We start from the raw sequence: 19328 nt of genomic DNA, 5'->3' as shown, positions 1-19328 counted from the left end.
GAGTATGGATATGGAAAAGAAAAAAATAAAGATTTTTGATACAACATTACGTGATGGAGAACAAGTTCCAGGATGTAAGTTAAATACTCAAAAAAAATTGAAAATAGCTAAAAAATTAGAATTATTAGGAGTAGATGTTATTGAAGCCGGGTTTCCTATATCCAGCCCAGGAGATTATTACTCTGTTCAAGAAATTTCTAAATCTATTTCAGAACCTATTATTTGTGCATTATCTAGAGCTTTAGAAAAAGATATAGAAATAGCAGGTGATTCTTTAAAATATGCAAAAAAATCTAGAATTCACACAGGGATAGGAACATCTGATTGTCATATTCGTTATAAATTTAACAGTACTAGAGAAAAAATTATGGAAAGAGCTATACTATCTGTTAGATATGCAAAAAAATTTGTAGAAGATGTAGAATTTTATGCAGAAGATGCAGGACGTACAGATAATATATTTCTTGCTAAAATTTGTGAATATGTTATAAAAAATGGAGCAACAGTTATTAATATACCGGATACAACAGGATATTGTTTACCGGAAGAATATGGTGAAAAAATTCGTTTTCTTATGGAAAATGTTCATGGAATTCACAAGATAGAATTGTCTACTCATTGTCATAATGATTTAGGTTTAGCTACTGCTAATTCTTTATCAGGGATTATGAATGGAGCTAAACAAGTAGAATGTACAATCAATGGAATAGGAGAAAGAGCTGGAAATACTTCTTTAGAAGAAATAGTGATGATTATCAATCAAAATCCAAATCTAAATTTATTTACAAACATAAAAACAAAACTTATTTTTCAAACAAGTGATTTAGTATCGAAATGTACTGGAATGAAAGTTCAAGCTAATAAAGCTATTGTAGGTATCAATGCTTTTTCTCATTCATCAGGAATTCACCAAGATGGTATTCTTAAAAAAAGAGAAACTTATGAAAGTATTAATCCAAAGGATGTAGGTTCTCATGATTTTTCTATTGTTTTAACTGCAAGAAGTGGACGTGCGGCTTTAGCTTATCGTTATCAAAAATTGGGATACTTCTTAAACAAGAATTCTTTAGAATTAGTTTATTCCATTTTTTTAAATTATGCAGATAAAAAGAAAGAAATAGTTGATAAAGAATTAGAGATAATTTTAAAAGAGGCTAATCTTGAGAAAGATAAATTATTTCATCATGAAAATGATCATAGTATAGTAGAAAAAAATAAGCTAAATGTTGTATAGTTTTTATGTCAATAAAAATATCAAAATCATTATTCGATAAGATTTGGGAATCTCATGTAGTAAAAAAATTATCTAATGAGATAGATGTTCTGTATATAGATAGACATTATATACATGAAGTGACTAGTCCTCAAGCTTTTTTAGAAATAGAAAAAAAAGGAATTCCTGTTTTTCGTCCAAAAAAAATCATAGCGACAGCAGATCATAATGTTCCTACCATAAATCAAGATTTGCCTATTTCAGATCCTTTATCTAGAAAACAAGTAGATTTATTAATAAATAATTGCAGAAAATATGGAATAGAATTGTTTGAATTAGGAAATAAAAATCATGGAATTGTTCATGTTATTGGTCCTGAATTAGGATTAACCTTACCGGGAATGACTATTGTTTGTGGAGATAGCCACACTTCTACTCACGGAGCTTTTGGTTGTGTTGCTTTTGGAATAGGGACAAGTCAAGTATCCATGGTACTAGCTAGTCAATGTTTATTATTGAGTAAACCTAAAAAAATGAGAATTCATTTGAAAGGAAGGTTTTTAAAAAAAGGAGTGACTCCAAAAGATATTATTTTATACATAATTTCTAAATTAGGAGTAGATGTAGGAATTGGTCATTTTATAGAGTATACAGGTTATGTTATTCGTAAAATGAGTATGGAAGGAAGAATGACTATTTGTAATATGAGTATAGAGATGGGATCTAAAGGAGGATTAATAGCTCCAGATGAAATAACTTTTAATTACATTAGTAGATGTACTACATCTATCTATCCTTTTTTAAAAGGAAAAAATCTTGCTATCAAAAAACATTTTAACTATTTAAAGACAGATGATGATGCTGTATTTGATAAAGAATACATTTTATCTTCCGAAGATATTGAACCTATGATAACTTATGGTACGACGCCTGGTATGGGGATGAAAATACATCATTTTATTCCAAAAATTAATGATAATCATCAAAAAAAAAGATCTTTAGATTATATGGGTTTTAAATCTGGAGAATCTTTAATTGGAAAAAAAGTTAATTATATTTTTATAGGTAGTTGTACAAATTCTAGAATAGAAGATATTAGAATGGTGGCGTCCATAGTAAAAGGAAAAAAGAAAGCTAAACATGTAAAAGTTATGGTTGTACCTGGTTCACAAAATGTTATTAAACAAGCAAAAAAAGAAGGATTAGATAAAATTTTAGAAAATGCTGGATTTGAATTTCGTCAACCAGGATGTTCCGCTTGTTTAGGAATGAATGAAGATAAAATTCCTATGGGGGAATACTGTGTTTCTACATCTAATAGAAATTTTGAAGGAAGACAGGGGACAGGTGTTCGTACTTTATTAGTAAGTCCTTTGACTGCTTCAATTATAGCGATTAAAGGAAGAATTGTGGATATTAGAAAATATATTTCCTGATGAAAAAATTTACCGTAATAACTAGTAAAGTAGTTCCTTTATTGATGGAAGATGTTGATACAGATCAAATTATTCCATCTCGTTTTTTAAAAGAAACAAGAAGAGAAAAATGTATGGAAAATGTTTTTAGAGATTGGCGTTATGGAAAAGATGGATTTATTAACAAAAATTTTGTTTTAAATAATCCTATATTTTCAGGAGAAATTCTTTTATCAGGAAGAAATTTTGGTTGTGGTTCTAGTAGAGAACATGCTGTTTGGGCTATCTATGATTATGGATTTAGGGTAGTTATATCTAGTTTTTTTGCTGATATTTTTAAAGAAAATGCATTAAATAACGGATTACTTGTTATAGAGATTTCTGATAAATTTCTGAAAAAATTATTTTATACAATTTATAAAGAACCTAATACGAATATTAAGGTGGATTTAATCCAACAAGTTGTTAAAATAGTAAACACAAAATATTTTGAAAAATTTAGCATTTCTACATACAAAAAAATTTGTTTTATCAATGGTTATGATGACATTGATTTTTTAATTTCTATGAGAAAAGAAATAGAACATTTTGAAAATAAAAGAAATATTAATTGAAGATGAAAAAAAATATTGTTGTAATGGAAGGGGATGGAATAGGACCGGAAGTAATTAAACAAACGTTAAAAGTTTTGAATTCTATCCAAAATAGATTTGATCATGATTTTTCTTATAAAAAAGTTTTATCAGGAGTTAAATCTATAGAAAAATTAGGAGATCCTATGCCAAAAAAAACACTAAAAGAATGTTTAAAATCTGATGCTATTTTACTTGGATCTATAGGAGATCCAAAATATGATCATTATAATACAAGAAGAGGAATGAGACCAGAAGATGGTTTGTTGAAACTTAGAAAAGAAATGGGGTTATATTGTAATATTCGTCCTATAATTAATTATTCAATAATTGATAAATCACCTATAAAAAAAGAAAAATTAAAAGGAATAAATTTTGTTATTTATAGAGAATTAACAGGTGGAATCTATTTTGGAAAAAAAGGTGTTTATATAAATGAAAGAAATGAAAAAGTAGCTTATGATCATTGTATATATTCTACAAAAGAAATTGAACGTATTGGAAAAAAGGCTTTTGAGGCAGCACGTATGCGTCGAAAAAAAATAACTTTAGTAGACAAAGCAAACGTCTTAGAAACTTCTAGGTTATGGCGTGAAGTAATAAAAAGAATTGGGTTAAGTTGTTATCCAGATGTAAAATTAGAATTTTTGTATATAGATCATGCAATTATGAAAATTCTTCTTAATCCTATAAAATTTGACGTTATTTTAACAGATAACATGTTTGGAGATATTTTATCAGATGGAGCGAGTGTAATTACAGGTTCTTTAGGTTTGTTACCTTCTGCTTCTATAGGAAAAAATAATTCTTTGTTTGAGCCTGTTCATGGATCTTATCCTGAAGCTAAAGGAAAAAATATAGCAAATCCGTTAGGATCTATTCTTTCAGCATCTATGATGTTAGAACATTTCGGATTGAATAAAGAAAAAAAAATTGTTGAAAAAGCAGTAAAAAGCTCTATGGAAGAGAAAATATGTACATCAGATTTAATGACAAATGAAAAATGTTCTTACACGACTGAAGAAGTAGGGGATTACATAGAAAAATATATTAAAATTCATTGTTGATTTTTTTTTCTATAATTGGAATATGAGGATCTAATATTTCTGTAATTTTATTCACTAAATACGGAAGAAAAAACTCTTTATATTTATCATAAGTGATATCCACTTCTTTTTTTCTATAAAAAAAATTAACAGGTTTTATGAAAATAGAATTCTTTTTTTCTTTCTCAAGTGAAATATTAGCTATGATTGGTGGTTTTTTTTTTTGATGATTGGTTTGAAACCATAAATAAATGTATATGAGCAATTGCATTGTATTTCCATGATTTGGATCATGAAATATGTTTTCAATATTTTTAATTGTAACATGGGTTTTTTTTTCTCTAGACAAACCTGTTTTATAATCAAGTATCCGTGTTATTCCATTACATTCATCAATACGATCTATAATTCCGTATAAATTTACTTTTTTATATCCAATATCTAATTGAGTTGACATACTAAATTCGACTTCTTTGATAAGAATTTTATATCCTTTGTAAAATATTTTTTCTTCCCATGATATAAAATTTTCTATATAATTCTTTATGATGTGGTAGAATAGTAAATTTTCACCTTCTAATGAAAAATTTTTAATTGTTTTTGAAACAACTTTTTTTATTATTTCTTCATAATCTTTTTTCATTTTTTTAATAAGATTAGAAGTTATCAACTTCCATTTAATAGGATGATATAATATTTTTAGAATTTCATGTATAATTTTACCTATTTTTTGTTTAGTAGAAATTTTTTCTTCTTGTAATCCAAGTATTTTTTGATAATAAAAAAGTAGTGGATTGTAATTGTACAAAAGAATCGAAGTTGGAGATAAACCTTTATTTGTTAAGTAAGATAAACGTTTTAATATAGAATTTGTTTTTTTTATTACGATGGTAATTTTTTTATTATAAAGTTCTATAATAGGTGTTTTTTTAGATTCCTTTTTTATAGAAAAATTGGAATTCATTTCTATTTGATGGATAAAACGACTCTTTTCTCCTGAATTTAGTTCGTCAGCTTGATCCTTATAAATCAAAAAAACATTTTTAAAATTTTCCAATAATCTCATAAAATATGAATAAGAAAATTTATCATTTTCTTCGGAAAATAAAAATTTTTTACGTATGTCAATAGGAATAAAAGAATTATCTGTTTTATTATTGGACGGAGGAATGATTCCTTCATTGACAGAAGTTATAATTGTTGTTTCAAAATTTTCAAAAAAAGAATCTAAAAAACTTATTGAATATAAACTTTCTGGATTTTTTTTTCTATAGAAAATTTTTTCTTTTTTTATAAAAAATTTATAAATATTAAATAAGTCTTGAATTTTAAAATATTTATGTCCTATTTTTCTTGTTAAAATTTTAATTTTCTGCATATAAATCTCCAAACCAGAAAGAAATTTCAATTCTAACATATATTTTTCCGTGTTTATATAGAAAAAATTATTAAAAATTCTAATAAATTTAACCAATCCAAGAATGCTTTTTTTTATATCATGAGTATTTATTTGAAAAATAATATTTAAATCATTTTTTAAAAAAAATTGATTTATTTCTTTTCTTGTAAAAAAATGGATATTTTCTATGTTAAATTTTTTTATAAAAGAAGACTGTTGTTCTTGAAAAAAAAACTTCTTAATATATCCATCTGATAATATTCTTAGTATATCTTTTTTAGAAAAATTTTTGAATTCTTCTTTTTTTAATAAAAATTGAAAAATGTAATAAAAAGTAGAATGAATAGGAAGATTTTTAATTGGATAATTAATAGATACGGATAAATTTATTCCAAGATTTTTCTTAAAAAAAGATAAAAGTGGAAAAATTAAATAATTGTCTCCAAGTATTAGAATAATTTTTGATAAACTATGTCCTTTTTTTATTAATTTATGAACTATTTTTTCTACAATTTTAACTTGTTCTATTTCTTTAGTCACACTAATGATTTTAATATTATTCAGATTAGTATTATTTTTTTTATTGATTGAATTACCGTGTAGATTATATAATTCTATAAAATTTTTATCTAATTCAATAATTTTTTTAATAAAAATTTCTTCATATTTCGCAAGTAAATGAAATTTTGTTCTTACTATAATAATTTTTGTATCTAATTTATTTTTTTGAACGAAATCTTGTAAACGATCGAAAGCCTTTCTAAATATCATTCCATGATATCCTTTTTTTTTCCTAAAAAGATGAGAAGTTAGTAGTTTATAATATTTGTATATTTCTTCCCAAAAAAGATTTTTTTCTTTGTATTTTTTTCTGATAGGATTAAGATTCCATTTTTTTATTTTTTCTGTAGAAATCATATAAGAAAAAAAATATTCAATATTTATTAAATTATAATCAATCTCTTGAAAATCATCAAGGATATTAGGACCCCATTTAAAAAAATTATGAAAATTTTTTGCTAAGAGGTTTTTTTCTTTTTTTAACATATAAAACCAAGAGAAAAGAATGTAAGATTTAGGAAAAAAAGATAGACCTGATATTTCTTCCATTAATTTTTCCATGGTAAAAAATTTAGTAGTTTTTCTATTAAATTTTTTTTTTATATTTTCCATTAGAATTTTATCGGAAGTCACCAAAATTAGTTTTTTGGTTAAAAAATTTTTTGATAAAAATTTTTGAATAAAAAAATCTATTTCATTTTTCAAAATATGAAAGTTTATACTGAACCATTTTTTTGAAAAAAATTTTTTATTTTAATTCTATCTTTATTAATCTGATTAATTAAATCATGATGTGTTTTGAATTTTTTTTCTTCACGGATTAATTGAGCAATTAAAACATCTATTTTTTCTCCATAAATATTTTGATGAAAATTAAAAATATGTACTTCTATTTTTATTTCATGACTAATCTTATTAATAGTTGGACAAATACCTATATTCATCATTCCTTGATAAATTTTTTTGTAAAGATTAATTTTTACGGCATATACTCCTTTTTTTGGTATTAATTTTTTTTTATCTACCTGAATATTAGCGGTTGGAAATTTTAATAATCTTCCTAATCCTTTTCCTTTTATCACATAACCAGAAAGAGTATAAAAATAACCTAAAGCTTCATTAGCCCATCTTATGTTCCCTTTTAAAAGAGATTGACGTATAGAAGTCGAGCTTATGATTCTTCTTTTTAATTTATATGGATGAACTTGGTAAAGTTTATATCCATAAATATGAGAATATTTTTTTAATAAATGAGAAGATCCATCTCTATTTCTACCAAAATGTGAATCATATCCAGTAATAATTTTTTTTACTTTTAATTTGGAGCACAAAATATTTTTCATAAAATATTTTGTGCTTAATCTTGAAAATCCTATGGTAAAAGGATGAATAATTAAATGTTCAATTCCTGTTTTTTGTAAATGATATATTCTTTCAGAAAAAGTATTTAGATACAAAAATCGATTATCTGGATTTAATATTTCTTTTGGATGAGGTTTGAATGTCAATACAACAGAACTATATTTACCTTCTTTTTTTGCTTGATAAATTAAATTTTGAATCAATTTTTGATGTCCTCTATGAACACCATCAAAAAAACCAAGAGTGAAAACACATGGTAGTAAGGAAGAAAATTCATCAATAAATGAATAAATTTTCAAAATATTTTTCTTTTTTTTCTCTTACCTTTACATCTCAATTAAGATTAAATATAAATAAAATTGTAAATTTTATAATCTTTTTTTTTAAATTCCTGTATCAATGGATCAAAAAAAATCAAAAGGAAAAATAACTAGAATTGTAGGACCTGTTATAGATGTTTCATTTGAAAATAAATCCGACCTTCCTAATATTTACGATGCTTTATCCGTAAAAATATCCAAATGGAGTAAAATTATATTAGAAGTTCAACAACATGTAGGGGAATACAGTGTCCGTTGTATATCTATGGATATAACAGATAGAATACGAAGAGGTCAGGAAGCAGAAAATCTAGGAGTTCCTATAAGTATGCCTATAGGTGAAGAAATAAATGGTCGTATTTTCAATGTTTTAGGAGATCCTATAGATGGATTATGGAGTTTAGAAAAAACTAAAAAGAAACCTATTCATAGACCATCACCAAGATTTCAAGATTTATCTACGGATACAGAAATATTATATACCGGAATTAAAGTCATAGATTTAATATGTCCATATCCAAAAGGAGGAAAAATAGGATTATTTGGAGGGGCTGGAGTAGGAAAAACAGTACTTATACAAGAATTAATAAATAATGTAGCAAAAGGGCATGGAGGACGTTCTGTTTTTGCTGGAGTTGGTGAAAGGACTAGAGAAGGAAATGATTTACTACGAGAAATGTTGGAATCTGGAATTGTAAAATATGGAGATTCTTTCATGAAGTCCATGAAAAAAGGAAATTGGGATATTTCTAAAGTAGATAAAAATGCCTTAAAAGAATCTAAGGCCGCTTTTGTTTTTGGACAAATGAACGAACCTCCTGGAGCAAGAGCTAGGGTTGCTTTATCTGGATTAACTTTAGCAGAATATTATAGAGATTTATCTATTGGAGAAAAAAAAGGACAAGATGTCTTATTTTTTATAGATAATATATTTAGATTTACTCAAGCAGGATCAGAAGTTTCAGCTTTATTAGGTAGAATTCCATCATCTGTAGGTTATCAACCTACCTTATCGTCTGAAATGGGAATTTTACAGGAGAGGATTACATCTACTAAAAATGGTTCTATTACTTCAGTTCAGGCTGTTTATGTTCCTGCAGATGATTTAACAGATCCGGCTCCAGCTATTACGTTTTCACATTTAGATTCTACGACAGTTCTTTCAAGAAAAATAGCTTCTTTAGGTATTTATCCCGCTATAGATCCTTTAGATTCTACTTCTAGAATTTTATCTATAGATTCTATAGGAAAAGATCATTATAATTGTGCATTACGTGTAAAAGAAATTTTACAGAAGTATAATTCTTTACAAGATATAATTGCTATTCTAGGAATAGATGAATTAAGTGAAGAAGATAAATTAGTAGTTTCTCGTGCTAGACGTATTCAACGTTTTTTTTCACAACCTTTTCATGTTGCGAAGCAATTTACGGGAATTAAAGGAGAATTTGTAGAAATAGAAGATATAATTAAAGGTTTCAATATGATAATGAACGGAGAATTGGATATGTATCCAGAAATGGCCTTTAATTTAAAAGGAAAAATAGAGGAAGTAATAGAAACTGGAAAGGAAATGTTATCGTCATAAGTATGGAAGTAACAATTATTAATTTAGAAAAATTTTTAATAAAAAAAGAATTTGTTATTTCTATTATAGCTCCTGGATTAAATGGTTATTTTCAAATATTAGAAAATCATATAACACTGATTTCTTTATTAGGAAAAGGTATTTTAACCTTGAAAAAGGTAGACAATATAAAATTTACAATTAGTATAAAATGTGGAATTATGCAAGTAGAAAAAAATATTGTATTTATTATTTTATAGTTTTTAATTTTAATTGATTCAAAAGATTTTGAATTAATGATTATCTGTAATAATATTCATATATTCTTTTCGGTTTTTAAATATTTTAATAGCATGAAAAATAGCTTCTTCAAAAGAATTTTCATTAGCTATTCCTTTTTTAGCTATGTCATAAGCAACTCCATGATCTGGTGATGTACGTATACGAGATAATCCTGCTGTAAAATTAACGCCTTCATTAAAGGTTAATGTTTTAAAAGGTATTAAACCTTGATCGTGATACATAGCTAAAGTCGCATCAAAATTACGGTAGTTTTGATTACCGAAGAAACTATCTGGAGGATAAGGACCAAAGACTAATAATCCTTTTTCTTTAAATAAACAATCGATAGCTGGTTTTATTTTTTTTTTTTCTTCATCTCCAATTAATCCACAATCACTTGAATGAGGATTGCATCCTAAAACTGCAATTTTAGGTTTTTCTATAGAAAAATCAACTATTAAAGATTTATGTAAAATTTTAATTGATTTTATAATCTTTTTTTTGTTAATTTCATGAGTAACATTTTTTAATGGTATATGGTTAGTAACCAATGCTATTTTTATAGAATCATGAATCATCATCATTAAAGCTTCTCCATCTAAAATTTTTTGCAAATATTCCGTATGTCCAAAAAAAGAAAAATGCTTATCATTCATCCATTTTTTATTAACAGGAGCAGTAACAAGAACATCTATTTCTCCTTTTTTTAAAGCATATGATGCTTTTTTTAAAGAAAGAATAGGGTATTTTCCTGAATTTTTGTTAAGATTAATTAAATCAAATCTAATATTATTTTCCTCCCATACATTTAATACATTTATTTTTCGATCTACAATTTCCTTAAAATTTTTTATTTCTGTTATGTGATTTATATCAATATTTAGGATTTTTTTGTAAAAAAAACATAATTCGTAAGAACCAAATAATATTGGAGTAAAGAAATCTAACATTCTTTTATTTCCACATACTTTTAAAAAAATTTCCATTCCTATTCCATTAAGATCTCCAGTAGAAAAACCTACTATAATTTTATTTTTACTATAATTCATTATTTAAATTTTTATTAAAATGAGAGCTGGTATTTTTGAAAAAAATTTATGAAAATAATATTTTAGGTTCTCCAGATAATATTTTTTTGTCAGCATATTTTCTATATACAGAAAAGTGTTTGATGAATTTTTTTACAAGATTTTCTACTTGTTTTTGATACATTTTTTTATTTTTCCATATATTTTTTGGATTTAACATTTCTGAGGGGACTCCTGGACATGATCTAGGTATTTGAAAATTAAAAATAGGATATATATCGTAACAATTTTTAGTAAAAAAACCATTTAAAGCTTGTTGAACGAGTTTTCTTGTATATTTTAATTTAATACGTATTCCTATATTACCTATACCTACTTCTGATATTAATCCTGTATTTAGCATCCATACATTTATGGATGGATTATTTAACAATTTTTCTATCAACATTTTTGTATATTTAACGGGATGTAAAGGCATGAATGGGGCTCCGAAACAGGAAGAGAATGTAGCCATAGGTTCTTTTATATCTAATTCTGTACCAGCTACTTTTGAAGTATATCCTAATAAAAAATAATAAGCAGATTGTTCTTTATTTAATTTAGAGATGGGTGGTAATACCCCAAAAGCATCATAAGTAAGAAAAAAAATGTTTTTTATGTTGGAAGATATAGATTTCTTTTCTATATTTTCTATAAAATCAATTGGATAACTCATTCTCATATTTTGTGTGATAGAATCATTAAAAAAATCAACTTCATTTGTTCCTTTTTTGAAAACTACATTTTCTAACATGGCTCCTTTTTTTATGGCTTTGTAAATCATAGGTTCTTGTTCTTTAGTTATCCCTAATATTTTTGCATAACAACCTCCTTCAAAATTGAAAATAATATTATCAGAAGTCCATCCGTGTTCGTCATCTCCTATTAATCTTCTATTATAATCGTTAGATAACGTAGTTTTTCCAGTTCCGGATAATCCAAAAAAAAGAGCTATATCTTTCTTAGAAAAACCAATATTTGCGGCACAATGCATAGGAAATACATTTTTATATGTAGGAAGTATAAAATTTAAAACAGAAAAAAAAGATTTTTTTATTTCTCCTGTATATCCTGATCCTCCTATCAGGACTATTTTTTTTTCAAAATTTAAAATAGAAAAATTTTCTTTACGTGTTCCATCCGTTTTTGGATCAGCTTGAAAACCTGGGATGCAAAAAAGTAACCAATCTGGTGATATTTTTTGTTTTTGGTTATTATTAAATATTCTGAAAAAGAGATTGTGCACAAATAAATCAGACCAAGGATACTCACTAATAGAACGAATATTTAATTGATAACGTTTATCTGAACAAAGATAACCCTCTCTTACATATATTTCTTTTCCAGATAGATATTTAACTATTTTTTGATATAATTTGTCAAATTTTTTTGGATCAAAAGACTGATTAAATTTTTCATCCCACCAAACTTTTTTTTCTGTAATAAAATCTCTTACAATATATCGATCTTTAGGAGATCGTCCAGTAAATGTTCCCGTTTTCACAGTTAATACTCCTGAACTGGTTTCCAAACCCATACCATTTTTTATCACTATATTTTGCAATTCTTCGGGGGTTAATTGATTCTTGTTGGAAGAATTCAAAATTCCATAATTTTCTAAAAAAAGAGAACTCATAATCTTAATCTACTATTGTTATACGTGTGATTATTTAATTGCTGTTACCATAAAAATGCAAATTTATAAAAGTTTACTAATTTTGTATCATAAAATAAAATAAAAATTATGATTTTATGTCTGATCTTGCATCAAGAGTTAAAGCACTAATCATCGAAAAATTGAGTGTTGAAGAAAAAGATATTCATTTAACCTCTAGTTTTACTAATGATTTAGGTGCAGATTCGTTAGATATTGTGGAACTAATTATGGAATTTGAAAAAGAATTTAATATTAGTATTTCTGATGAAAAAGCAGAAAAAATTACCACTGTAAGTGAATCTATACAGGCTATAGAAGATCTTTTAAATGAAAAAAACAAACAAAAATAAAAATTAATAATTATTCGATGAATAAATTATTAAATAGAGTAGTAATTACTGGAATTGGTTCAATTACTCCAATAGGTAATAATGTAGAAAAATTTTGGAATTCTCTTAAAAATGGAAATAATGGGGTTGGTCCTATTACTTATTTTGATACTAAAAAACATAAAACAAAATTTGCTTGTGAATTAAAGAATTATGATCCAAATGTTTTTTTTAATAAGAAAGATAAAAAAAAAATAGATCCTTGTGCACAGTATGGTATTGTGGCTTCTTACGAAGCTATAGAAAATAGTGGAATAATTTTTTCTAAAGAAAAAAGAGAACGTATTGGAGTTATATGGGGTTCTGGAATTGGTGGATTATTAAATTTAGAAAAATCTATATCAGATTATGTAAATAGTGGAGAAAAACCTAGATTTAGTCCTTTTTTTATTCCTAAAATGCTTATAGATATTACTGCAGGTTTTATATCTATGAATTATGGACTTCATGGACCGAATTACGCTACTGTATCCGCTTGTGCTTCTTCATCTAACGCAATAGTAGATGCATATCATTTAATATGTTTAGGAAAAGCTGATGTTATGGTAACTGGGGGTTCTGAAGCCCCTATAACAAAAAGTGGAGTTGGAGGATTTAATGCATTACATGCTTTATCAACTAGAAATGAAGATTACAGAACAGCATCACGTCCTTTTGACAAGAATAGGGATGGTTTTGTATTAGGAGAAGGAGCTGGATGTCTTGTACTTGAGGAATACAAACATGCAAAAAAAAGAGGAGCATATATTTATGCAGAAATAGGAGGAGTAGGAATGTCTGGTGATGCTTATCATATTACAACACCACATCCGGAAGGAAAAGGTGTTGTCATTGCTATGAAAACAGCCCTAAAAGATGCAGGGATAAAATATAACGAAGTAGACCATATAAATGCTCATGGGACTTCTACTATTTTAGGTGATTTAGCTGAAATGAAAGCCATTCAAGAAGTTTTTAAAGAAAAAACATACGATATCTCCATTAATTCTACAAAGTCTATGACTGGGCATTTATTAGGAGCTGCAGGGGCTATAGAAGCTATTGCATCAATACTTCCTTTAAGTAAAGGATTGATTCCTCCAACTATTAACTTGTTTCAAGTGGATAAAAAAATAGATCAAAGAATTAGTTTTACTCCAAATAAGGCAATAAAAAGAGAAATTAATATTAGTATATGTAATACTTTTGGTTTTGGAGGACATAATGTTTGTCTTTTATTTAAAAAAATAGATGTCATCTGAAGATACTACTTTTAAAAAAAGAGAATTTTCTATTTTAGTTAGTAGATTAGAAAAAATATTGGGTTTTTTACCAAAAAATAAAAAACTTTTAAAAGATGTATTCATTTATAGTTTTTATCATACAAAAAAAAAAACTTTGAATAAAAACTATTTTTTAGATTTTCAAAGATTAGAGTTTTTAGGAGATGCAGTATTAAACTCTATTATTTCACATTTTTTATGTGAAAAATTTCCAGAAAAAAAAGAAGGAGAATTAACTAAAGTTAGATCTCAAATAGTTTGTAGGAGAAAACTAAATGAAATATCTAAAAAGATGACTCTTACGGAAGTTATTTTTCAAAAAAATCAATCTATTATATCTGATAATATATTGGGTAATACTTTAGAAGCTTTAATAGGTTATATTTATTTAGAAATAGGATATAAAGGTTGTCAAAAGTTTGTGTATAACAAAATATTAAATTATCATGTGAATATTTCAAAATTGCAAAAGGAAATTTTTAGTTATAAAGTATGGGTGATAGAATGGTCTCAGAAAAATAAATTTATTTTAAAATTCAATACTTTTAGGGATGAAAAAAAAACTAAAAATGAAGAAGAGAATAAACATCTTATTACTTATTTTTCTGAAATGACCATATACCAATATGGTATAAAAACAATAGGAAGAGGTCTTTCAAAAAAAAATTCAGAAGAGATGGCTGCTAAAAATGCCTATTTCATTATCCAAAAAAAAAGTAAAAAAAATACTGAATTATAATTATGTTTATAAAGAAATTTTCTTATGTGAGAAGAGGTTCAGGGCATCCATTAATATTACTTCATGGTTTAATGGGGAAATTAAGTAATTTTAATGCTCTTCTAGATTTTTTTCCAAAAAAAGGATATCAAGTTATAATACCTAGATTACCTCTTTATAAGATGCCTTTGTTACTTACAAATATTTATAGTTTATCTAAATATGTTATTAATCTATTAATAGAAATAGAAATAGAAAAGGCTACCTTAATAGGTAATTCACTTGGTGGACATATAGCTTTGATTATAGCTAAAAACAGGATGGATTTAGTACATTCAATTGTACTTACAGGAAGTTCAGGTTTATTTGAAAGAGCTTTTGGAGATGCTATTCCAAAAAGGGAAAATTATGAATATATTAGAAAAAAATCTCAAGAAGTATTTTATGATCCTAGAATAGCAACCAAAGAATTAGTAGATGAAGTTTTTCATATTGTAAATGATAAAAAAAAGGGAATAAAAACTTTATATATAGCAAAAAGTTCTATGAAATATAATATGTCTAAAGATTTATCTGTTATTCGACAACCTATTTGTTTAATTTGGGGGAGGCAAGATCATGTTACTCCACCAGAAGTAGCTAAAGAATTTCACAGATTATTGCCTCATTCAGAGTTATATTGGATAGATAAATGTGGACATGTACCCATGATGGAACATCCAAAAAGATTTATAAACATTCTAGAAAAATGGCTATCAAAATTTGATTTTAATCGTGAAAATTTATTCTGTAGAATTTAAAGGAAGTAAGGTTAACATCAATCAATGTTTATTTTCTAGTTTTCCTGAATATGCTTTTGCCGGACGTTCTAATGTTGGAAAATCTAGTTTAATTAATTTTCTTACCAATCGAAAGAAAATAGCGATAGTCTCTTCCTTACCTGGAAGAACAAAGTATATTCATCCTTTTTTAATTAATAAAAAATGGTATTTAATTGATCTACCTGGATACGGATTTACTTTTCATCATACAAGAAAAAAGAACTTAATTATAGATTATATATACAAGAGAAATAATTTACTTTGTTTATTTTTGTTGATAGATTGTAGGTTTCTTTTGCAAGAAATAGACTTATATTTTATACGAAAATTACAAATGTATAAAATAAGATTCTGTATTGTTTTCACAAAAATAGATAAATTAAATAAAAACATTTTAAATAAAAATATAAACTCCTGTAAAAAAAAAATAGAGGAAGAATTTTTTTTGAATATTGAATATTTTCAAGTGTCGGTAACAAAAAAATATGGAAGAAAGAGTATTTTGCAATATATTAAAAATATTCTTTTTTCTTATAAAGAAAAACTAAGAATTCCCAATTCATAAGATTTTAATCCAAAACCAAAAATTGTACCTACACAAACGGAAGATAAAAATGATTTTTTTCTAAAAGATTCTCTTGAATGAATGTTTGATATATGAATTTCTACAACTGGAGTAGAAATAGATTTAATAGCATCTGCAATTCCTAAAGATGTATGAGTATAGGCCCCTGCATTAAGAATGATTCCATCTGATTGAAAACCTATGATATGTAAAATATCTATAATTTTTCCTTCATGATTACTTTGATAATAAGTAATTTCTATATTGGAAAATATTTTTTTCTTTTTTATTTTATTTAGGTAATCCATGAATTTTTCAGTTCCGTATAAATTAGGTTCCCTACTTCCTATTAGATTTAAATTTGGTCCGTTAATTATGTTTATTTTTTTTTTCATGAAATAAATTTTTTTATTTTTTTTTCTACTTCTTTTTTATCTATAAAACGCCATCGTCCTATTTTAATATCTTTTTTATTAAATCCTCCAAAATTAATTCTATCCAGCTGAATTACTTTATAAGTAAGTTTTTTAAACAAACGTCGGATTACCTTATTCCATCCTATATGTAATCCTATTTTTATTCTGTTTTTTTTAGATAAAATAAAATCTATTTTCACTTTTCCTTCACTTAAATAAATTTTTTCTCTTCTGATTTTGTCTAAATCTTGAGGATTTATTGTTTTATTTAATAATACATGATATATTTTTTGTACTTTATATTTTGGATGAGTTAATATTTCAGTTATTAAACCATCATTAGTAAGAAGTAAAACTCCTGTTGTTAAACGATCCAGTCTTCCTACAGGATAAATTCTATAGTTGGAAAAATGAGGAACTAAATTCATAACTGTTTTTCTATTAAGTGGATCTCGTGTAGAAGTAATATAACCCTTAGGTTTATTAAGAATGATATACATATTTTCTTTTTTTTTAATACGATTTCCATTAAATTTTATATTATCGTTTATATTTACTTTTGTTCCTAATTTTGATATTATTCTTCCGTTGACTTCTATAGAACCTGATTGAATTAATTTATCTGCTTCTCTTCTAGATGAAATACCAGAATTTGCTAAGTAATGATTTAATCTTATAATTTTTTTTTCTTCTTTTTTTTTCATTTCTTTGTCTGAAATATAAATCTAAAAACGAAAAAGAATTTCTTTTACGTATTTTCTTAATTCTAACTTAGATAAAGTTTCATAATTTTTAGTAAAACCTAATATAAAACCACCACCTCCAGAACCACATAATTTTAAATAGTAATTATTTGTTAATATACCTTTTTCCCAAATTTCTAAAAAGTTTATTGGTATCATTAGACGGAAATGATGAAAAACCCAAGTAGAAAGTAATTTTACATTTTTTAAAAGAGAATGGTAATTTTCTTTTAAAAATGCATTAATACAGGTTTCATTATATTTAATAAATTCTTCTTTTAATCTTCTTTTAAAATTCTCACATTTGAATTTTTCTTCAAAAAATTCTACCATGGATGATGTTTTTCTAGGGGAACCAGAATCTATTAAAAAAATAGCGCCTTTTCCTTTAAAATTTTTTTTTTTATAATTTTTTTTTATAAAGGATATATTTTTTTTTGAATGAATGAGTAAAGGATGATTCAAATAACAAATGAGAGGATCTAGTCCAGAGCTTTTTCCATGAAAAAAAGATTCCATTTGACTAAATATATTCTTTAAAGTTATTACGTGTTTTTTTTTATCTAATTTATTTTTAGCATATTTATCGTAAATAGAAGCTACTAAAGCCCCTGAACTTCCTATTCCGTATCCTTGAGGTATATTCGAATGAAAGGATATTCCTTTTTTAATATCTTGATCTAATCTGATTAGATCTAATTTTGCTAAATCTTTTTTTTTTCTTTCTAAAAGAAGTAAAAAATTGTAATATTTTTCTAATTCTAAATTAGAATTTGTAAATTCTTTCTTAATGGGAGTAGTAAAGGTGGTAGATAAGTTATGATTAGGTTCATTTAACTGCAAAGCCCCCTTATAAAAAGGGTAAGGAAAAGAAAGTCCACTGGAATTTTCTATTATTCCATATTCTCCAAATAAGAGAATTTTTGAAGGAAAAAAAAACTTCTTCATTTTTTTATGAAAACAAATTTAATTAAAAAACTAAAAATGACAAGAATAATGAAAATAGCTTTATATGGACAAAAGTTTGGAAAACAAAATATACCATATATCAGTCAATTCATTAATTATGTATCTAATCATTCAATAGATATTTATATTGAAAAATCATTTTTTAATATTTTATCTTCTTTTGAAGAATTTAAAAATCTAAATTTTCCTATTTTTTCCAATTATAAAGAATTGACTAAAGATTTTAATCTAATGTTTACTTTTGGAGGAGATGGAACTATTTTATCTGCTATTCCTTTTATTAGAGATTCTGGAATACCTATTGTTGGTGTAAATACAGGGAATTTGGGTTTTTTAGCAACCTTTAATAAAGATGTTTTTATTAAAAAAATAGATAAAATTTTTCATGAAAAATTTTATTTAATACCAAGAAGCTTGTTATGGTTAGAAACTTCTATCATGTATGATGAAGATCTTTCTTTTTTCAATTTTGCGTTGAATGAAGTTGTCATATTAAGAAAAGAAACCGTTTCCATGATAACTATAGATACATATATAGATGACGAATTTTTAACTTCTTATTGGTCTGATGGATTAATTATTTCTACTCCAACTGGTTCTACTGGATATTCATTAAGTTGTGGAGGCCCTATTATTACACCTGAAAATAATAATTTTGTTTTAACTCCTATCTCTCCACATAATTTATTTTCTCGCCCATTAATTATTTCTGATCATCATAGATTACATATAAAAGTGCATAGTCGTGTTAAGTATTATTCTTTATCTATGGATACTAGATTAATTTCTTTAGAAAAGAAGAATGAATTATATATCAAAAAAGCTCCTTTTTATATTTATTTGCTCCAAGAAGGTAATCATACATATTATAAAACATTAAGAGAAAAATTATTGTGGGGTATGGATCAAAGAAATTGATAAAAT

General features: G+C 25.5%; 19 protein-coding genes. 12 read left to right on the top strand and 7 right to left on the bottom strand.

The window, feature by feature from the left end; genetic code table 11:
• Positions 1–10 precede the first annotated feature (10 nt).
• Genes H0H78_RS02740 through leuB form a run of 4 tightly spaced genes read left to right on the top strand, consistent with a single transcriptional unit; the run spans position 11 to position 4327 of the window.
• Positions 11–1234 carry a 2-isopropylmalate synthase gene (locus tag H0H78_RS02740; RefSeq protein ID WP_185851286.1) on the top strand — a complete coding sequence of 408 codons (1224 nt, stop codon included), beginning with the start codon at positions 11–13 and terminating at the stop codon, positions 1232–1234.
• Positions 1235–1251: 17 nt separating this feature from the next.
• A complete protein-coding gene (gene leuC, locus H0H78_RS02735; protein WP_185851285.1) occupies positions 1252–2649 on the top strand; it encodes a 3-isopropylmalate dehydratase large subunit in 1398 nt (465 codons plus the stop codon).
• Positions 2649–3242 (top strand): 3-isopropylmalate dehydratase small subunit, encoded by a 594-nt coding sequence (gene leuD / locus H0H78_RS02730; RefSeq protein ID WP_185850955.1) that lies wholly within the window; start codon positions 2649–2651, stop codon positions 3240–3242. Before leuC ends, leuD begins: the two co-directional genes overlap by 1 nt.
• 2 nt (positions 3243–3244) lie before the next feature.
• Positions 3245–4327: a 3-isopropylmalate dehydrogenase gene (gene leuB / locus H0H78_RS02725; protein ID WP_185850954.1), complete on the top strand. Its 1083-nt coding sequence runs from the start codon at positions 3245–3247 to the stop codon at positions 4325–4327.
• Here leuB and H0H78_RS02720 read toward each other — a convergent pair.
• Together H0H78_RS02720 and H0H78_RS02715 are read right to left on the bottom strand one after the other, a co-directional pair.
• Positions 4311–6878: a PD-(D/E)XK nuclease family protein gene (locus H0H78_RS02720; RefSeq protein ID WP_238783750.1), complete on the bottom strand. Its 2568-nt coding sequence runs from the start codon at positions 6876–6878 to the stop codon at positions 4311–4313. The two genes, leuB and H0H78_RS02720, sit on opposite strands and share 17 nt — an antisense overlap.
• A 104-nt stretch (positions 6879–6982) precedes the next feature.
• On the bottom strand, positions 6983–7927 hold the full coding sequence (locus H0H78_RS02715) for a bifunctional riboflavin kinase/FAD synthetase (RefSeq protein ID WP_185850952.1): 945 nt from the start codon (positions 7925–7927) through the stop codon (positions 6983–6985).
• 100 nt (positions 7928–8027) lie between these two features.
• Here H0H78_RS02715 and atpD point away from each other — a divergent pair, with 100 nt between their 5' ends.
• Together atpD and H0H78_RS02705 are read left to right on the top strand one after the other, a co-directional pair.
• The gene (gene atpD, locus H0H78_RS02710) at positions 8028–9536 is read left to right on the top strand and encodes a F0F1 ATP synthase subunit beta (protein ID WP_185850951.1); all 1509 of its coding nucleotides are present in this window, start codon (positions 8028–8030) and stop codon (positions 9534–9536) included.
• 2 nt (positions 9537–9538) lie between these two features.
• On the top strand, positions 9539–9775 hold the full coding sequence (locus tag H0H78_RS02705) for a F0F1 ATP synthase subunit epsilon (protein ID WP_185850950.1): 237 nt from the start codon (positions 9539–9541) through the stop codon (positions 9773–9775).
• Positions 9776–9808: 33 nt separating this feature from the next.
• Here H0H78_RS02705 and pdxA read toward each other — a convergent pair whose 3' ends face one another.
• Together pdxA and H0H78_RS02695 are read right to left on the bottom strand one after the other, a co-directional pair.
• A complete protein-coding gene (gene pdxA, locus H0H78_RS02700) occupies positions 9809–10846 on the bottom strand; it encodes a 4-hydroxythreonine-4-phosphate dehydrogenase PdxA (protein WP_185850949.1) in 1038 nt (345 codons plus the stop codon).
• Between the two features lie 46 nt (positions 10847–10892).
• Positions 10893–12500, bottom strand: a complete 1608-nt coding sequence (locus tag H0H78_RS02695; RefSeq protein WP_185850948.1) for a phosphoenolpyruvate carboxykinase (ATP) — start codon at positions 12498–12500, stop codon at positions 10893–10895.
• 116 nt (positions 12501–12616) lie between these two features.
• Between H0H78_RS02695 and H0H78_RS02690 the strand changes: the two genes are divergently transcribed.
• Genes H0H78_RS02690 through yihA form a run of 5 tightly spaced genes read left to right on the top strand, consistent with a single transcriptional unit; the run spans position 12617 to position 16276 of the window.
• Complete coding sequence (locus H0H78_RS02690; protein ID WP_185850947.1) at positions 12617–12871, top strand: acyl carrier protein; 255 nt, start codon at positions 12617–12619, stop codon at positions 12869–12871.
• A gap of 17 nt (positions 12872–12888) precedes the next feature.
• Complete coding sequence (gene fabF / locus H0H78_RS02685) at positions 12889–14151, top strand: beta-ketoacyl-ACP synthase II (protein WP_185850946.1); 1263 nt, start codon at positions 12889–12891, stop codon at positions 14149–14151.
• Positions 14141–14911, top strand: coding sequence for a ribonuclease III domain-containing protein (locus H0H78_RS02680; RefSeq protein WP_185850945.1), 771 nt, complete (start codon positions 14141–14143; stop codon positions 14909–14911). Before fabF ends, H0H78_RS02680 begins: the two co-directional genes overlap by 11 nt.
• A 2-nt stretch (positions 14912–14913) precedes the next feature.
• Positions 14914–15690: an alpha/beta fold hydrolase gene (locus H0H78_RS02675; protein ID WP_185850944.1), complete on the top strand. Its 777-nt coding sequence runs from the start codon at positions 14914–14916 to the stop codon at positions 15688–15690.
• On the top strand, positions 15665–16276 hold the full coding sequence (gene yihA, locus H0H78_RS02670) for a ribosome biogenesis GTP-binding protein YihA/YsxC (RefSeq protein ID WP_185850943.1): 612 nt from the start codon (positions 15665–15667) through the stop codon (positions 16274–16276). Before H0H78_RS02675 ends, yihA begins: the two co-directional genes overlap by 26 nt.
• On the opposite strand, the gene aroQ is transcribed toward yihA, so the two are convergent.
• The 3 genes from aroQ to H0H78_RS02655 are packed head-to-tail and all read right to left on the bottom strand — an operon-like array spanning position 16243 to position 18383.
• Positions 16243–16671, bottom strand: a complete 429-nt coding sequence (gene aroQ / locus H0H78_RS02665; RefSeq protein ID WP_185850942.1) for a type II 3-dehydroquinate dehydratase — start codon at positions 16669–16671, stop codon at positions 16243–16245. The genes yihA and aroQ overlap by 34 nt on opposite strands.
• On the bottom strand, positions 16668–17396 hold the full coding sequence (locus tag H0H78_RS02660) for a pseudouridine synthase (RefSeq protein ID WP_185850941.1): 729 nt from the start codon (positions 17394–17396) through the stop codon (positions 16668–16670). The genes aroQ and H0H78_RS02660 overlap by 4 nt, the downstream gene beginning before the upstream one ends.
• Positions 17397–17417: 21 nt before the next feature.
• Positions 17418–18383: a mevalonate kinase family protein gene (locus H0H78_RS02655; protein WP_185850940.1), complete on the bottom strand. Its 966-nt coding sequence runs from the start codon at positions 18381–18383 to the stop codon at positions 17418–17420.
• A 48-nt stretch (positions 18384–18431) separates the two neighbouring features.
• Between H0H78_RS02655 and H0H78_RS02650 the strand changes: the two genes are divergently transcribed.
• Positions 18432–19322, top strand: a complete 891-nt coding sequence (locus H0H78_RS02650; RefSeq protein ID WP_185851284.1) for an NAD kinase — start codon at positions 18432–18434, stop codon at positions 19320–19322.
• Positions 19323–19328 lie beyond the last annotated feature (6 nt).

It is taken from the genome of Blattabacterium cuenoti, from assembly GCF_014251235.1.
GTDB classification, from domain to species: domain Bacteria; phylum Bacteroidota; class Bacteroidia; order Flavobacteriales; family Blattabacteriaceae; genus Blattabacterium; species Blattabacterium cuenoti_AF.
Note: the sequence above shows the minus strand (reverse complement) of the source record. Positions and strands in the feature narration are given on the sequence as shown.

Excerpts from the sequence above, each read along its gene's own strand:
- leuD (WP_185850955.1), top strand. The coding sequence starts at position 2,649 with ATGAAAAAATTTACCGTAATAACTAGTAAAGTAGTTCCTTTATTGATG.
- H0H78_RS02740 (WP_185851286.1), top strand. The coding sequence starts at position 11 with ATGGAAAAGAAAAAAATAAAGATTTTTGATACAACATTACGTGATGGA.
- H0H78_RS02655 (WP_185850940.1), bottom strand. The coding sequence starts at position 18,383 with ATGAAGAAGTTTTTTTTTCCTTCAAAAATTCTCTTATTTGGAGAATAT.
- pdxA (WP_185850949.1), bottom strand. The coding sequence starts at position 10,846 with ATGAATTATAGTAAAAATAAAATTATAGTAGGTTTTTCTACTGGAGAT.
- aroQ (WP_185850942.1), bottom strand. The coding sequence starts at position 16,671 with ATGAAAAAAAAAATAAACATAATTAACGGACCAAATTTAAATCTAATA.
- H0H78_RS02695 (WP_185850948.1), bottom strand. The coding sequence starts at position 12,500 with ATGAGTTCTCTTTTTTTAGAAAATTATGGAATTTTGAATTCTTCCAAC.
- H0H78_RS02675 (WP_185850944.1), top strand. The coding sequence starts at position 14,914 with ATGTTTATAAAGAAATTTTCTTATGTGAGAAGAGGTTCAGGGCATCCA.
- leuB (WP_185850954.1), top strand. The coding sequence starts at position 3,245 with ATGAAAAAAAATATTGTTGTAATGGAAGGGGATGGAATAGGACCGGAA.
- H0H78_RS02680 (WP_185850945.1), top strand. The coding sequence starts at position 14,141 with ATGTCATCTGAAGATACTACTTTTAAAAAAAGAGAATTTTCTATTTTA.
- fabF (WP_185850946.1), top strand. The coding sequence starts at position 12,889 with ATGAATAAATTATTAAATAGAGTAGTAATTACTGGAATTGGTTCAATT.
- H0H78_RS02650 (WP_185851284.1), top strand. The coding sequence starts at position 18,432 with ATGAAAATAGCTTTATATGGACAAAAGTTTGGAAAACAAAATATACCA.
- H0H78_RS02720 (WP_238783750.1), bottom strand. The coding sequence starts at position 6,878 with ATGGAAAATATAAAAAAAAAATTTAATAGAAAAACTACTAAATTTTTT.
- atpD (WP_185850951.1), top strand. The coding sequence starts at position 8,028 with ATGGATCAAAAAAAATCAAAAGGAAAAATAACTAGAATTGTAGGACCT.
- H0H78_RS02690 (WP_185850947.1), top strand. The coding sequence starts at position 12,617 with ATGTCTGATCTTGCATCAAGAGTTAAAGCACTAATCATCGAAAAATTG.
- H0H78_RS02705 (WP_185850950.1), top strand. The coding sequence starts at position 9,539 with ATGGAAGTAACAATTATTAATTTAGAAAAATTTTTAATAAAAAAAGAA.
- H0H78_RS02660 (WP_185850941.1), bottom strand. The coding sequence starts at position 17,396 with ATGAAAAAAAAAGAAGAAAAAAAAATTATAAGATTAAATCATTACTTA.